Origin of the sequence: Streptomyces sp. NBC_01296, assembly GCF_035984415.1 — a bacterium.
Lineage (GTDB): Bacteria > Actinomycetota > Actinomycetes > Streptomycetales > Streptomycetaceae > Streptomyces.
The window spans coordinates 4,128,199-4,144,021 of record NZ_CP130720.1; the positions used below are offsets into that span (position 1 = coordinate 4,128,199).

At 71.2% G+C, this 15,823-nt stretch carries 10 protein-coding genes; 7 read left to right on the forward strand and 3 right to left on the reverse strand.

All coding sequences use genetic code 11. The features are described 5' to 3' along the window. Positions 1 to 220: 220 nt before the first annotated feature. Complete coding sequence (locus tag OG299_RS18530) at positions 221 to 1,057, forward strand: HAD family hydrolase (protein WP_266633350.1); 837 nt, start codon at positions 221 to 223, stop codon at positions 1,055 to 1,057. Between the two features lie 1,866 nt (positions 1,058 to 2,923). Here the strand turns inward: OG299_RS18530 and OG299_RS18535 are convergent. Beyond that, a complete protein-coding gene (locus OG299_RS18535) occupies positions 2,924 to 3,745 on the reverse strand; it encodes a Fic family protein (RefSeq protein ID WP_266626976.1) in 822 nt (273 codons plus the stop codon). A gap of 109 nt (positions 3,746 to 3,854) precedes the next feature. Here OG299_RS18535 and OG299_RS18540 point away from each other — a divergent pair, with 109 nt between their 5' ends. Beyond that, entirely contained in the window at positions 3,855 to 4,895 is a 1,041-nt protein-coding gene (locus OG299_RS18540; RefSeq protein WP_266626978.1) for an ATP-binding protein, read from the forward strand. On the opposite strand, the gene OG299_RS18545 is transcribed toward OG299_RS18540, so the two are convergent. Then, positions 4,849 to 6,162, reverse strand: a complete 1,314-nt coding sequence (locus OG299_RS18545) for a polysaccharide deacetylase family protein (RefSeq protein ID WP_327362036.1) — start codon at positions 6,160 to 6,162, stop codon at positions 4,849 to 4,851. The two genes, OG299_RS18540 and OG299_RS18545, sit on opposite strands and share 47 nt — an antisense overlap. A gap of 233 nt (positions 6,163 to 6,395) precedes the next feature. Here OG299_RS18545 and OG299_RS18550 point away from each other — a divergent pair, with 233 nt between their 5' ends. The 5 genes from OG299_RS18550 (at position 6,396) to OG299_RS18570 (ending at position 14,254) form a co-directional block, all read left to right on the forward strand. Then, the gene (locus OG299_RS18550) at positions 6,396 to 8,873 is read left to right on the forward strand and encodes a SulP family inorganic anion transporter (protein WP_327362037.1); all 2,478 of its coding nucleotides are present in this window, start codon (positions 6,396 to 6,398) and stop codon (positions 8,871 to 8,873) included. Between the two features lie 222 nt (positions 8,874 to 9,095). Beyond that, positions 9,096 to 11,093, forward strand: a complete 1,998-nt coding sequence (gene acs, locus OG299_RS18555; RefSeq protein WP_266626985.1) for an acetate--CoA ligase — start codon at positions 9,096 to 9,098, stop codon at positions 11,091 to 11,093. Between the two features lie 216 nt (positions 11,094 to 11,309). Next, on the forward strand, positions 11,310 to 12,743 hold the full coding sequence (nhaA, locus tag OG299_RS18560) for a Na+/H+ antiporter NhaA (protein WP_327362038.1): 1,434 nt from the start codon (positions 11,310 to 11,312) through the stop codon (positions 12,741 to 12,743). Between the two features lie 96 nt (positions 12,744 to 12,839). Next, complete coding sequence (locus OG299_RS18565) at positions 12,840 to 13,298, forward strand: phage holin family protein (protein WP_266626989.1); 459 nt, start codon at positions 12,840 to 12,842, stop codon at positions 13,296 to 13,298. Then, positions 13,295 to 14,254 carry an alpha/beta fold hydrolase gene (locus OG299_RS18570; RefSeq protein WP_266626991.1) on the forward strand — a complete coding sequence of 320 codons (960 nt, stop codon included), beginning with the start codon at positions 13,295 to 13,297 and terminating at the stop codon, positions 14,252 to 14,254. The genes OG299_RS18565 and OG299_RS18570 overlap by 4 nt, the downstream gene beginning before the upstream one ends. Positions 14,255 to 14,610: 356 nt before the next feature. On the opposite strand, the gene OG299_RS18575 is transcribed toward OG299_RS18570, so the two are convergent. After that, on the reverse strand, positions 14,611 to 15,813 hold the full coding sequence (locus tag OG299_RS18575; protein WP_266633352.1) for a MarP family serine protease: 1,203 nt from the start codon (positions 15,811 to 15,813) through the stop codon (positions 14,611 to 14,613). Positions 15,814 to 15,823 lie beyond the last annotated feature (10 nt).

The window sequence follows — 15,823 nt, forward strand, 5'->3', positions numbered from 1 at the left end:
ACGCGAACTGCGTCCGGACATGCGACGACCCCCGCCGGGGGGGAGAGCGGGGGTCGTCCCCACGGTCCGACTCGGGGGGGGAGGAGCCAGACCGGGTTAGCACGGTCGCGAACGATCCGTGACTTCCATGGTGTACCCGAGAGCCTTCTCAGGCAAACCCACGCGCCACACCTTACGCCGAATGGTGGGCGCATATGCTCGGGGCGTGGAAATCCAGCCCTTGCCGCACTCGTCGCCCCGCACCGCAGCCTTCTTCGACCTGGACAAGACGGTCATTGCGAAGTCAAGCACTCTGACGTTCAGCAAGTCCTTCTACCAGGGCGGCCTGATCAACCGCCGAGCCGTACTGCGCACTGCGTATACCCAGTTCATCTACCTGGTCGGCGGCGCCGACCACGATCAGATGGAACGGATGCGTGAGTACCTGTCCTCCCTCTGCAAGGGGTGGAACGTCCAGCAGGTGCGCGAGATCGTCGCCGAGACCCTGCACGACCTCATCGACCCGCTGATCTACGACGAGGCCGCGTCGCTGATCGAGGCGCACCACACCGCGGGTCGCGACGTGGTGATCGTGTCGACGTCAGGCGCGGAAGTCGTCGAGCCGATCGGCGAGATGCTCGGTGCGGACCGGGTCGTCGCCACGCGGATGGTCATCGGCGAGGACGGCTGCTTCACGGGCGAGATCGAGTACTACGCCTACGGGCCCACCAAGGCCGAGGCCGTGCGGGAGCTCGCGGAGTCCGAGGGGTACGACCTCTCGCGGTGCTACGCGTACAGCGACTCGGTGACGGACATCCCGATGCTGGAGGCGGTCGGGCACCCGCACGCGGTCAATCCCGACCGGGCGCTGCGCAAGGAGGCGGTGGCGCGGGAGTGGCCGGTGCTGGTGTTCAACCGGCCGGTGCGGTTGAAGCAGCGGCTGCCCGGGCTGTCGATGCCGGCGCGGCCGGCGCTGGTCGCTGCGGCGGCGGTGGGTGCGGCTGCGGCTACCGCCGGACTGGTCTGGTACGCCAGTCGGCGGCGGGCGAGTGCTATGGCTGCCGCCGCGTCTGCCTGACGGGCTCCCCGGGGCTACCGCCCCGGTCCCGCCGGGGGCCGGCTCCGCGCGGGGCCGGTTCCGCCCGGGGCCGGTTCCGCCCGGGGCCGGTTCCGCCCGGGGGGCCAGTCCCCGCCGGGGGCGGCCAGACCCCGCCGAGGAGCGGCCGGCTCCCGCCTAGGCGCCGGTTCCCCGGGAGCCGGTTTCCGCCGGGGGTGGCCAGACCCCGCCGGGGCCAGCCAGACGCCGGGGAGCGGCAGGCTCCCGCTGAATGGCGGCCGACCCCGCCAGGCGGCCGCCGGATCCCGGTGGGCGGCGCGCCGTTGCATGCTGCCGCTGCGTGCCGCCGCTGCGCGGCGCCTCTCTCCCCGCCCCGCCCTTCTCCCGTTCACCGGGCACCGCCCGGACCCGGCCCTCAAACGCCGGGCGGGCTGGAAGAACCCGGGGCTCCGCCCGGACCCGCGCCGCCAACCGCCCGCTGGGCTCAAAGATCCCGCGGCTGCGCCTGAGCCAGCGCCGGCTGGGCCCGAAGACCCTTGGGCTCCGCCCGGACCCACACCGCCACCGCCCGCTCCCGAGACCCGGATACTCCGACCAGCCCCGCGGCGGCATCACCCGCTGGGCTCAAAGATGCCGAGGCTGCGCCTGGGCCTGCACTGCCACCGCCCGCTGGCCTCAGGGCCCTCGGGCTCCGCTCGGACCCGCGCCGCCACCGCCCGCTGGGCCCAAGACTCCCGGGCTCCGCCCGAACCCGTACCGCCACCGCCCGCTGGGCTCAAAGACCCAGGGGCTCCGCCCCCGGACCCCCGCGCCTCAAACGCCGGCGGAGCTCGATATGCCGGCCCCTGCGACCTTGGTGTGCCGGCCCGGTGGGGATGCCGGCTCCGCCAGGCGGGGCGTGACGGCCAGGCGGAGCCGGTATCGCCGGGTTCGGCGTGACGGCCCGGCGCTGGGCATGTCGGCCCCGGCGGGGCCGCATGCACCGAGCGTCCGAAGCCGCGTACGCCAGGCCGGAGCTGGGCCAGATGGACCAGCTCCGGCAAGACGGGGTGGGTCGACTCCGCCGGGGCTGGGAGCGCCCGACCGGCAGAGCACGGGGAGTCCACCTCCAGCAGAGCTGAGAACGCCGAGCCGCAGAGCGCGGGCAGCCCACCCGGGCATTGCTGAGAGCCCGAGCGGCAGAGCGGGGGCAGTCGGCCTCCGGCAAGGCCTGGAATGCCGACCGGCCGAGCGGGGTGAGTCCGCCTTCGGCAGGGCTGGGAATGCCGGCCGGCAGAGCGGGGGCAGCCCGCCTTCCGAAGGTCCGGGAATGGCCGCCGGCAAAGCGGGGGGGGTGGGTCAGCTTCCGGAAGGGCCTGATGGGCCGCCTCCGGCGGGGCTGGGAATTCCGGTCGGCGAAGCGGGGTGGGGGGGCTTCCGGGAGGGTCGGGGTGGGGTGGATCCGGCGGGGCTGGGAATTTCGGTCGGCGGAGAGAGGTGGGGGCTTCCCGGAGGGTCGGGGTGGGCTGGGTCAGGGCCGTTGAGCTGCGGGGATGCGGGGTGTCCGGATCATTCCGAGACGTCCTGGAAAGTAAAAAAAGTGGGGAGGGGTTCCGCTTGTCACCGAAGCGGAGTACAAAGGAGTCAACGGCCCGCGAGACCAAAGAACATCCGAGAGGATCATCTTTAAAACGCAGTAAGGCCCACGGACCGAAGCATGAACGCCGAGCACCCACGCGACGTCGACCCGTCGATTACGGGCCAGCCGCACCAGGTGACGGGCAAAGTCCCCGACCTGATGGGCAAATATCGAGGACGCTTGGTAACTGGGCGTAAATGCCAGCGGCGACACCAAAGCAAGACGGTGTCGCCGCAACCCTGTGTCCGGCCAGAACGGGCCCGGGGAACCTACGCCGCGCCGCGCTGCAGGGCTTCGCAAACCGCCGTCGACTCGCGGACGCCGAGCTCGATCGCGCGGCCGCAGTGCGCGATCCAGGCCGCCATCCCCTCCGCGGTCCCGGAGACGTAGCCCTCGAAGGCCGCCAGGTACGCGTCCCGCCCCTGTTCCGCGTGGCCGACCTCCGCCGGGCAGATCGCCTTCGGGTCCAGACCGCTGTTGATCAGGACGATCCGCTCAGCCGCCCGCGCGACCAGCCCGTTGTACGAGCCGAACGGACGCAGCGCCAGCAGTTCGCCGTGCACCACCGCCGACGTGATCAGCGCCGGAGCCGAGCCGCCCGCGATGATCAGCCGGGACAGGCCGTCCAGGCGGCCCGCCACCTCCTGCGCGCTCGGGAGCGGAACGGTGATCAGGGGTTCGTCCACCGACTCGCCGGCCAGCCGCGGGCGGCCCACCACGTCGCCTTCGGCCGTGGACCCCGACGCCACCAGGTGCAGGCGCGCCAGCACCCGCAGCGGCGACTGGCGCCAGATGCTCAGCAGCTGCCCGGCCTCCGCCGTCAGACGCAGCGCCGCGCCCACCGTGCGCGCCTCCGCCTCCGCCCCGAAGTCGGTCCGGCGGCGCACCTCCTCCAGCGCCCAGTCCGCCCCGGACAGCGCCGCGCTCCCACGGGCCCCGCGCAGCGCGGCCTCCGAGGTGATCTCCCCGCTGCGCCGGCGCATCACCCGGTGCCCGTAGACGCGGTCCACGGCCTTGCGTACGGAATCCACGGATTCGGCGACGCCCGGGAGCGAACCCAGGGCGACCAGCGGGTCAGATGCGCTACTCATAAGTAAGGAGCCTACGCACTGGACGTCCTCGTCACCGACCCCTCCTTGGAGTGGTCTTCTTCACTTACGAACACCACGGACAGCGACCGACAGACTACTCTTGGTGAACATGAAGATCGCTTTCGTGGGAAAGGGCGGCAGCGGCAAGACGACCTTGTCCTCCCTCTTCATCCGCCACCTCGCAGCCAATGAGGCCCCCGTCGTCGCGGTGGACGCCGACATCAACCAGCACCTGGGCGCCGCGCTCGGACTCGGTGAGGACGAGGCCGCCGCGCTGCCCGCCCTGGGCGCTCACCTGCCCCTGATCAAGGAGTACCTGCGGGGCTCCAACCCCCGCATCGCCTCCGCCGACACGATGATCAAGACCACCCCGCCCGGCGCCGGATCGCGCCTGCTGCGGGTCAGCGAGGACAACCCGGTGTACGAGGCCTGCGCGCGCACGCTGCTGCTCGACGGGGAGCCCGTACGGCTGATGGCCACCGGGCCGTTCACCGACGCGGACCTGGGCGTCGCCTGCTACCACTCCAAGGTCGGGGCGGTCGAGCTCTGCCTCAACCACCTGGTCGACGGCCCGGACGAGTACGTCGTGGTCGACATGACCGCCGGCTCGGACTCCTTCGCCTCGGGCATGTTCACCCGCTTCGACGTGACCTTCCTGGTCGCCGAGCCGACCCGCAAGGGCATCTCGGTCTACCGCCAGTACAAGGAGTACGCCCGGGACTTCGGGGTCGCGCTCAAGGTCATCGGCAACAAGGTGCAAGGCACGGACGACATCGAGTTCCTCCAGGACGAGGTCGGAGAGGACCTGCTCGTCACCGTCGGGCACTCCGACTGGGTGCGGGCGATGGAGAAGGGCCGCCCGGCGGCGTTCGAGCTGCTCGAGGCGACCAACCGGATGGCCCTGCAGGCCCTGCAGGACGCGGCCGACGACTCGTACGCCCACCGCGACTGGGAGCGGTACACCGAGCAGATGGTCCACTTCCACCTGCGGAACGCGGAGAGCTGGGGCAACACCAAGACCGGGGTCGACCTGGCCGCCCAGGTCGACCCCGATTTCGTCCTGCGGGAGACCGCCGGCGGTGCGCCGGCGGCCCCGGACCTCGTCAGTCCTCGTCCCCACCCTCTTCAGCCGGCTCCGCAGCCGGCTTGACCCCGGCGGGGGCGGCCGGCTTGGCCGGCGGCCCCGCCGTCAGGAACTTGGTCCAGCCCTCCTTGGGCGCCTCGCCGACGTCGAGGCCGCGCATCCACTCCAGAGCCTTCGGGTCCTGCACGTCCAGCCAGTCGACCAGCTCGCGGAACGGCACGCAGCGGACGTCCTTCTGCGTGCACATCGACTGGATGGAGTCCTCGACGGCCTTCATGTACGTGCCGCCGTTCCAGGACTCGAAGTGGTTGCCGATGATCAGCGGCGCGCGGTTGCCCTGGTAGACGCGGTCGAATGCCTGCTGGAGGCCTTCGCGCATCTGCTCGCCCCAGTACGCGTGCTGCGAGGGGTCGCCCTGCGTGGTCGTCCCGGACTGGTTGACCAGGTAGTTGTAGTCCATGCTCAGGGTGTCGAAGGCGCGGCCGGGCATGGGCACCAGCTGGAGCGGGACGTCCCAGAGCCCGTCCGTCTTCTTCGGCCAGATCTGCTTGCTGATGCCGCTGGAGTCGTAGCGGAATCCCATGTCCTTGGCCGCCAGCATGAAGTTCTTCTGGCCTTCGAGGCACGGGGTCCGGGCGCCGATGAGCTCCTTGTCATAGTTGAACGGGAGCGGCTCCAGGCCCTTCAGGTCCGGCGTGTTGGTCTTCCAGTTCTTGACGAACGACTTCGCCTGGTTGATCTCGCTCTTCCACTCCGGCACGGACCAGGTGCCGACGCCGCCGTCGGGGCCGCAGAAGTGGCCGTTGAAGTGGGTGCCGATCTCGTTGCCCTCGAGCCAGGCCTCGCGGACCTGGGTGGCCGTGTCCTTGATGCCCTGGAGGTCGCCGAAGCCGATGTCGGAGCGGCCGGACTCGTGCTGCGGGGCCGTATAGAGGGAACGTTTCTCCTCCGGGAGCATGTACACGCCGCTGAGGAAGTACGTCATCCGCGCGTTGTACTTCTTGCCGACCTCGCGGAAGTGCGAGAAGAGCTTCTGGCTGTCCTCGCCGGCCCCGTCCCACGAGAACACCACGAACTGCGGCGGCTTCTCACCGGGCTTCAGTTTCTGCGGCTTCTGCACGTTCGGCTGCGCACCCGTGTACGCGGTCGAGCCGTCGCCGATGAGCCGGTTGACACTGCCGGGGGCGGCCTCCGGGGCGGCGGCCCCCTTCTTGGCGTTCGGGCCCCCGGGGGACGGGGGTTTGGCGGGTTCCGAGGTGCTGCACCCGGCGACGCCCAGCGCCAGCGCCGTGGCGACCAGCCCGCCGGCGATCTTCTTCGTGGCGGCGATCATCCGCCCACCTCTCCTCGCGGTTCCATTGCGGGTCTTCCGCGCCGCAACGTCCCATGCGGTCCGCCGTGAAGATGATGTGACAAGCCGGACAAAATGCTTAATCACCCCTGGGTGCTATTTCGTAGGCCGTTTGCCCCCATTCCCTCCCACGATCCTTTACTCTCCATTACCTTTCATTTACTGAGTGTTGAGACTCCCGCCGCTTCATCCCTCCGTAGAGGAGACGGGAACCCATGACAGCCACCTCCCCCCTGCCCGCAGCCGAAGAGCTCGACGGCAATCCCGGCAGCACAGCCGGCAACAAGGCCGTCGGCGCGCCCCGCAGGGGTCACCGCGCCGACTTCCACGCCGACCTCTCCGCCTCCCTGACCGTCTTCCTGATCGCCCTGCCGCTCTCCCTCGCCATCGCCCTGGCCACCGGCGCCCCGCTCCAGGCGGGCCTGGTGGCCGCGGCCGTCGGCGGGATCGTGGCCGGGCGCCTGGGCGGCGCCCCGCTCCAGGTGAGCGGGCCCGCGACCGGACTGACCGTCGTCACCGCCGAGTTGATCCAGCACTACGGGTGGCGCACCACCTGCGCCGTCACCGTGCTCGCCGGCTGCTGCCAGCTCGGGCTCGCCGCGCTGCGCACCGCCCGCTCCGCGCTCATGGTCAGCCCGGCCATCGTGCACGGCATGCTGGCCGGCGTCGGCGTCACGATCGCGCTGGCCCAGCTGCACATCGTCCTCGGCGGCACCCCGCAGAGCTCCGCCGTCGCCAACGTCGAGGGACTGCCGGGCCAGTTGGCCCATCTGCAGCCGGCGGCGCTGGGCGTCAGCGCCGTGACCCTGGCCGTGCTGCTCGGCTGGCCGCGGCTGCCCGGGCGGGTGGGGCTCGCCCTGCGCAAGGTGCCGGCCGCGCTCGCCGCCGTCGCCACGGCCACGGCTTTCGCCGCGCTGGCCGGGCTCACCCTGCCCCGGGTGGACCTGCCGTCCTGGAGCAGCCACGCCCTGCCCGAGCTGCCCGAGGGCCCCGTTCTCGGCATCATCGCGGCCGTCCTGACGGTCACCCTGGTCGGCAGCGTGGAATCCCTGCTGTCCGCGGTCGCCACCGACAAGCTGATCGCCTCCCAGCGGCGTACGGGCAACCGTCCGCCGCGCGCCGACCTCGACCGGGAGCTGCGCGGCCAGGGCGCGGCGAACATCCTGTCCGGAGCGCTGGGCGGGCTGCCCGTCGCGGGCGGGGCGGTCCGCAGCATGGCGAACGTCAAGTCCGGGGCCGCCACCCGGCGGTCGGTCATGCTGCACGGGCTCTGGATCCTGCTCGCGGCCGGGCTGCTCGTCCCGGTCCTCGACCTGATCCCGCTCGCCGCGCTGGCCGCCCTGGTGATGGCAGTGGGCGTGCAGATGGTGAACGCCACCCATCTGCGTACGGTCACCCGGCACCGCGAGATCCTGGTCTACGCGACGACGATCGCGGCGGTCGTCATCGGCGGGGTGCTGGCGGGCGTCGCCATCGGCATCGCCGTGGCCGTCGCGATGGCCCTGCACCGGCTGGCCCGGACCCGGATCACGGTCGAGGTGCAGGGCGGGGTCCACCGGGTGTGGGCGCGCGGGCAGTTGACCTTCCTCGCGGTGCCGCGGCTGAGCCGGGTGCTGAACCAGATCCCGCCCGGCGGGCGCGTGGTGGTCGAGCTGGACGGCTCCTTCATGGACCACGCGGCGTACGAGACGCTCCAGGACTGGCAGGACTCCCATCTGGTGCACGGGGGCTCACTGGAGGTCACCGGCCGCTCCACCACCCGGACGGCCGGGGCGAACCGGCCGGACCTCGCCGCCCAGGCGGACGGCGCGCCGGATCGCGCCGAGAGGGCGGACCGCGCCGATCGGCCGGACCGCGTCGAGAGGTCCCCGCGCGGCGGGCACCACTGCTGCCGCGCCTGGACCCCCTGGAAGAACCACTGCGACCACCGGCCGGAGGGCGGGCCCACGATCCCCGGCGCGGCCACGGCCCCCGACGCGGCGCAGGCGCTGAACGCGGCGGAGACACCGGCCCCGCGCCGCCGCGGCGCCGGCCAGCTGGCCAGCGGGATCAGCGCCTTCCAGCGGGACACCGCGCCGCACGTCCGCGACGAGCTGGCCCGGCTGGCCCGGGAGGGACAGCGGCCTTCGCAGCTCTTCCTTACCTGCGCCGACTCCCGCCTGGTGACCAGCATGATCACGGCCAGCGGGCCCGGCGACCTGTTCACGGTCCGCAACGTCGGCAACCTGGTCCCCCTGCCGGGCGCCGAGGCCACGGACGATTCGGTCGCGGCGGCCATCGAGTACGCCGTGGACGTCCTCAAGGTGGACAGCATCACGGTGTGCGGGCATTCCGGGTGCGGGGCCATGCAGGCGCTGCTGAACTCCACCCCCGGTGCCCCGATGACCCCCCTGCGCCGGTGGCTGCGGCACGGGCTGCCCAGCCTGGAGCGGATGGCGAGCCGCCACCACGCCTGGGCCCGGATCGCGGGCCGGCTCCCGGCGGATGCCGTGGAGCAGCTGTGCCTGACCAACGTGGTGCAGCAGCTGGAGCACCTGCGGGCGCACGAAGCGGTGGCCCGGCGGCTCGAGGAGGGCACGCTGGAGCTGCACGGGATGTACTTCCACGTGGGCGAGGCGCAGGCGTACCTGCTGTCCGAAGGCGAGGACTTCTTCGACTGCCGGGTGTTCGACAGCGTCGGACTACACGTCTGAATGATGACCGAATGATGACCGAATCGCCGTCTCCGGCCGATCCTGATCAAGGGCGCGGCTGAACCGATACTCTCCGGTATCCGTGCCACAGAGTGGCCCCTTCCCGCACCCTGCAGCGGGAAGGGGCCACTCTGCGCGTGGGCCGACGCGGGCCTGGCCGCGCTATAGGTCTAAACCAATTTCCGGCTACCCCTTGTCACCAGGGCCGCCGACTGATGAGCTATGCCCGGGGACACAACGGACACCCTGGGAAAGGGAGATGTCGTGAGCAATGAAAGCCTGGCCAATCTGCTCAAGGAGGAGCGGCGGTTCGCACCGCCTGCCGATCTGGCCGCCGCCGCCAATGTGACACAGGCTGCGTACACCGAGGCCGAGGCGGACCGGCTGGGATTCTGGGCCGCCCAGGCCCGTCGCCTGACCTGGGACGTCGAGCCGACCGAGACGCTCGACTGGACCAACCCGCCCTTCGCCAAGTGGTTCGCCGACGGCAAGCTGAACGTCGCGTACAACTGCGTGGACCGCCACGTCGAGGCCGGCAACGGCGACCGCGTCGCCATCCACTTCGAGGGCGAGCCCGGCGACAGCCGCGCGATCACCTACGCCGAGCTCAAGGACGAGGTCTCCAAGGCCGCCAACGCCCTGACCGAGCTGGGCGTCCGGGCCGGCGACCGGGTCGCGGTCTACCTGCCGATGATCCCCGAGGCCGTCGTCGCGATGCTCGCGTGCGCCCGCGTCGGCGCGGCGCACTCGGTGGTCTTCGGCGGCTTCTCCGCCGACGCCGTGGCCTCCCGCATCCAGGACGCCGACGCCAAGCTGGTCATCACCTCCGACGGCGGCTACCGCCGCGGCAAGCCCAGCGCCCTCAAGCCCGCCATCGACGAGGCCGTCGCCAAGTGCCCGCAGGTCGAGCACGTGCTCGTCGTGCAGCGCACGGGCCAGGACACCGCCTTCACCGAAGGTCGCGACGTCTGGTGGCACGAGATCGTCGGACGCCAGTCCGCCGAGCACACCCCCCAGGCCTTCGACGCCGAGCACCCGCTGTTCATCCTCTACACCTCGGGGACCACGGGTAAGCCCAAGGGCATCCTGCACACCTCCGGCGGCTACCTCACGCAGGCCGCGTACACGCACCACGCGGTCTTCGACCTCAAGCCGGAGACCGACGTCTACTGGTGCACCGCCGACATCGGCTGGGTGACCGGGCACTCGTACATCGTCTACGGGCCCCTCGCCAACGGCGCCACCCAGGTGATGTACGAGGGCACGCCGGACACCCCGCACCAGGGCCGGTTCTGGGAGGTCGTGCAGAAGTACGGCGTCACCATCCTCTACACCGCGCCCACGGCGATCCGTACGTTCATGAAGTGGGGCGACGACATCCCCGCGAAGTTCGACCTGTCGAGCCTGCGCGTGCTGGGCTCGGTCGGCGAGCCGATCAACCCCGAGGCCTGGATCTGGTACCGCAAGCACATCGGCGGCGACCGCTGCCCGATCGTGGACACCTGGTGGCAGACCGAGACGGGCGCGATGATGATCTCCCCGCTGCCCGGCGTCACCGAGACCAAGCCGGGCTCGGCGCAGCGCGCGCTGCCCGGGATCGGCGCCACGGTCGTGGACGACGATGGCCACGAGGTCCCGAACGGCGGTGGCGGCTACCTGGTCCTCACCGAGCCGTGGCCGTCGATGCTGCGCACCATCTGGGGCGACGACCAGCGGTTCATCGACACCTACTGGTCCCGTTTCGAGGGCAAGTACTTCGCGGGCGACGGCGCCAAGAAGGACGACGACGGCGACATCTGGCTGCTGGGCCGGGTGGACGACGTGATGCTGGTCTCCGGCCACAACATCTCGACCACCGAGGTCGAGTCGGCGCTCGTCTCCCACCCGTCGGTCGCCGAGGCGGCCGTCGTGGGCGCGAACGACGAGACGACCGGTCAGGCCATCGTGGCGTTCGTGATCCTGCGCGGCAGCGCCTCGGAGACCAACGGCCTGGTCTCCGAGCTGCGCGACCACGTGGGCGCCACGCTCGGCCCGATCGCCAAGCCGAAGCGGATCCTGCCGGTGCAGGAGCTGCCGAAGACCCGCTCCGGCAAGATCATGCGGCGTCTGCTGCGCGATGTCGCCGAGAACCGGGCGGTCGGCGACGTCACCACGCTCGCGGACTCCTCGGTCATGGACCTGATCCAGAGCAAGCTGCCCAGCGCTTCCAGCGAGGACTGACGGGCCCGGTTCCGGGTGGCGGAGGGTGTCCGGCGCATCGCGCGCCGGACACCCTCCGCCCGTTTAAGGTGAAGATCACCGGATGCGAAGGCGCGGGCCCTGTAAAGTAAGAGAAACGTCAATATTTGACGTGGACAATCTCTCAGGGTGCGCCGGGAAGTCTGGTCGGCAACGAGCTTCGCCATGCCGTCCAACCCACCCCGGAGGTGTCCCCTCGTGGCCGCGCCCAGCCCCACCGACCGCCACAGCCGCAAGTTCCTCGGCAGGCTCTCCCTGCCCGAGCGGCGCTTCGTGGCCGACGCCCTGCGCGCCGAGACCGTCGGCGGCGTGCTCCTGCTCGCGGCCGCCATCGCCGCCCTGCTCTGGGCGAACATCCCCGCCCTCGAGGACAGCTACGCCAGCGTCCGCAACTTCCACATCGGCCCCGCCTCCCTCGGCCTGGACCTCTCGCTCCAGCACTGGGCGGCCGACGGCCTGCTCGCCATCTTCTTCTTCGTCGCCGGCATCGAGCTCAAGCGCGAGCTCGTCGCGGGCGATCTGCGCGACCCCAAGGCCGCCGCCCTCCCGGTGATCGCCGCCGTCTGCGGCATGGCCGTACCCGCGCTGGTCTACGTACTGGTCAACCGCGCCGGCGGCGGCTCGATGGACGGCTGGGCGGTCCCGACCGCCACCGACATCGCCTTCGCCCTCGCCGTCCTCGCGGTCATCGGCACCTCGCTGCCGTCCGCCCTGCGCGCCTTCCTGCTGACCCTCGCCGTGGTCGACGACCTCTTCGCCATCATGATCATCGCGGTGTTCTTCACCAGCGAGATCGACTTCCTGGCCCTCGGCGGCGCGGTCGTGGGCCTGGTCCTCTTCTGGTTCCTGCTCCGCAAGAACGTCCGCGGCTGGTACGTCTACATCCCGCTCGCCCTGGTCATCTGGGGCCTGATGTACAACAGCGGCGTCCACGCCACCATCGCCGGCGTCGCCATGGGCCTGATGCTCCGCTGCTCCCGCAGGGAAGGCGAGCGCACGTCCCCCGGCGAGCACATCGAGCACCTCGTCCGGCCCGTCTCGGCCGGCCTCGCCGTGCCGCTCTTCGCGCTGCTCTCCGCCGGGGTCTCCCTCTCCGACAAGGCGATCGCCCAGGTCTTCACCCGGCCCGAGACGCTCGGCGTCGTCCTCGGCCTGGTCATCGGCAAGGCCGTGGGCATCTTCGGCGGCACCTGGCTGGCCGCCCGCTTCACCCGGGCGGAACTCAACGAGGACCTGGCCTGGCCGGACGTACTCGCCGTGGCCACCCTCGCCGGCATCGGCTTCACCGTCTCGCTGCTCATCGGCGAACTCGCCTTCACCGGCGACCCCACCCTCACCGACGAGGTCAAGGCCGCCGTCCTGTCCGGCTCCCTCATCGCCGCCGTCGTCGCGAGCGTCATGCTCAAGCTCCGCAACCGCACGTACAAGGCCCTCACCGAGGACGAGGAGCGCGACGAGGATCGCGACGGCATCCCGGACATCTACGAGCAGGACAACCCGGAATACCACCTGCGGATGGCGAAGATCTACGAGGAGAAGGCCGCGGAGCACCGCCGCAAGGCCGAGACGGCCTCGGCCGCCGCGCTCGAAGCGGCCACCGGGTCCAGCGCCGAGGGCGACCGTCCGGCATGATCTGAACTGACGCTGTGACGGGCGCAGGACAGCCGCCGCGCACGGCGGCGACAGCAGACGGCGTCAGACGACGGCAGATGACAGAGGGAGAGAGCGATGAGCGCAGTGGACCAAGGGGCGCAAGGAGCCGAGCGCACACTCGGCCAGCTGGTCGCCTCGGCCACCGCCGAGATGTCCGCCCTGGTGCACGACGAGATCGCCCTCGCCAAGGCGGAGATCCGCGAGGACGTCAAGCGCGTGGGCATCGGCGGCACCGCCATCGGGGTCGCAGGAGTGTTCGCCCTGTTCTCGCTGCCCGTGCTGAGCTTCGCGGCGGCGTACGGGATCCACAACCTCGGGCTCGGTCTGGCCTGGTCCTTCCTCATCGTCGGCGTGGCGTTCCTGCTGCTCGCGGGCCTGCTGGCGCTGATCGCCATGTCGAAGTTCAAGAAGGTCAAGCCGCCGGAGAGGACCATCGCCTCCGTCAAGGAGACGGCGGCGCTCGTCGGGACCGTCAAGCCGCACCCGCGGTCGGTGAGTGACCAGGCCGTGGGTGTGGCACGCTCGTCCTCATGACAGCGCCCTCACCGGACTCCAGCACTCCGCCCACCGCCGCGACGGCGGTCCGGATCGATGTGCCCGGCGGGAGGGCGGTGACCCACCGGGACGTCGCGGCCAACGGGGCCCGGTTCCACGTGGCCGAGATGGGCGACGGGCCGCTGGTGCTGCTGTTGCACGGCTTCCCGCAGTTCTGGTGGACGTGGCGGCACCAGCTGACCGCGCTCGCCGACGCCGGGTACCGGGCGGTCGCGATGGACCTGCGCGGAGTGGGCGGCAGCGACCGCACCCCGCGCGGCTACGACCCCGCGAACCTGGCACTCGACATCACCGGGGTCGTACGGTCCCTCGGCGAGCCGGACGCCGCCCTCGTGGGACACGACCTCGGCGGCTACCTCGCCTGGACCGCGGCCGTGATGCGACCCAAGCTGGTGCGCCGGCTCGTGGTCTCCTCGATGCCGCACCCGCGGCGCTGGCGCTCGGCGATGCTGTCCGACTTCGGTCAGACGCGGGCCAGTTCGCACATCTGGGGCTTCCAGCGGCCGTTCATCCCCGAGCGGCAGCTCGTCGCCGACGACGGGGCGCTCGTGGGGGAGCTGATCCGGGACTGGTCCGGGCCCGTGCCCCCCGAGGAGGCGGACCTCGACGTGTACCGGCGGGCGATGTGCATCCCGTCCACCGCGCACTGCTCGATCGAGCCGTACCGCTGGATGATGCGCTCGATGGCCCGGCCGGACGGGCTCCAGTTCAACCGCCGGATGAAGCGGCCGGTGCGGGTGCCGACGCTGCATCTGCACGGCTCGCTCGACCCGGTGATGCGGACCCGGAGCGCGGCCGGCTCCGGGGAGTACGTCGAAGCCCCGTACCGGTGGCGGCTGTTCGACGGCCTCGGGCACTTCCCCCACGAGGAGGATCCCGCGGCCTTCTCGACCGAGTTGGTGAACTGGCTCAAGGACCCCGAGCCGGACCGCTGACCACGCGAACCGTCTGACCGACCGTCAACACGGCGGCCGGTACGACTGTCTTACGACCATTCAATTGCCTGGCGCATAGGCCAATTGGCCGCCCCGGACGGGGTTACCGACCTTGGGGCCCGGGCACAGCTCGTTGTATGGGCTGGACGCACGACTACGGTGACACCGCACGCGAACGCCGCCCGGCAGCGACGCCGGGCACACACGGGAGGTCGGGCCGGGACGGCCACGACCCCCGCCTCGGGATCCCACGTATCCTGCGCCGCCGGGCCCGCTGGGTCTCGGCCCGCCTGCGGCATCCACGGACGTAGCCGGGCGCGGCGCCCCGTTCCGTACGGGCAAGGTGCCCGTACGGATCAGAGGGCGCAGCCCTGGCTGTCGACCCGCCGGTCGGAGACCTTGCCGATCCGGATGTCGTCGCGGACCTCGTCCGCCGTCAGCGCGTACCCGGTGTTCGGGTCGTCGAGCGACTTCGCGAAGACGACCCCGTACACCTTGCCGTCGGGCGTGAGCAGCGGGCCGCCGGAGTTGCCCTGGCGGACCGTCGCGTACAGCGAGTAGACGTCGCGCCGGACGGTGCCGCGGTGGTAGATGTCCGGGCCGTTGGCGTTGATCCGGCCGCGGACGCGCGCCGCGCGGACGTCGTACGAGCCGTTCTCCGGGAAGCCGGCGACGATCGCGTCGCTGCTGCTCACCGCGTCCTTGTCGGTGAACTCCAGCGCGGGCGCCTTCAGCTTGGGCACGTCCAGGACGGCGATGTCGCGCTCCCAGTCGTAGAGCACGACCTTGCCGTCGTAGAGCTTGCCCTCGCCGCCGATCTGCACGGTCGGCTCGCCGACGCCGCCGACGACATGCGCGTTGGTCATCACCTTGCCGGGCGCGAAGACGAAGCCGGTGCCCTCCAGGACCTTGCTGCAGCTCGGCGCGGTGCCGACGACCTTCACGATCGAGCGCTTGGCCACCTCGGCGACGGGGCTGCGGGCGAGCGCCGGGTCGGGCGCCTTCACCTCGGTGATCGGCTCGTTCGAGAACGGGCTGAAGACCTGTGGGAAGCCGTTGCGCGCCAGGGTGGAGGTGAAGTCCGAGAACCAGGTGTTGGCCTGCGCGGGCAGCACCCGCGAGACGCCGAGCAGCACCTTGGAGTTGCGGACCTCCTTGCCCAGGGTGGGCAGCGAGGTCTGGGCCAGGAGGAGGCCGATCAGCCACGCCACCAGCAGCATCGCGACGACGTTCACCAGGGCCCCGCCGGTCGCGTCGAGCGCGCGCGCCGGAGACCACGTGATGTGGCGGCGCAGGCGGTTGCCCAGATGGGTGGTGAAGGCCTGCCCGATCGAGGCACAGACGATGATCACGACGACGGCGATCACGACGACCGTGGTGGACACCTCGGAGCCGTTGTCGGTCACCTGGTCCCAGATCAGCGGGAGCAGGGACACGGCGATGAGACCACCGCCGAGGAAGCCGATCACCGACAGGATGCCGACGACGAACCCCTGGCGGTAGCCGACGATCGCAAACCACACGGCAGCGAGCAGCAACAGGATGTCCAGCACGTTCACGAGGGTCACC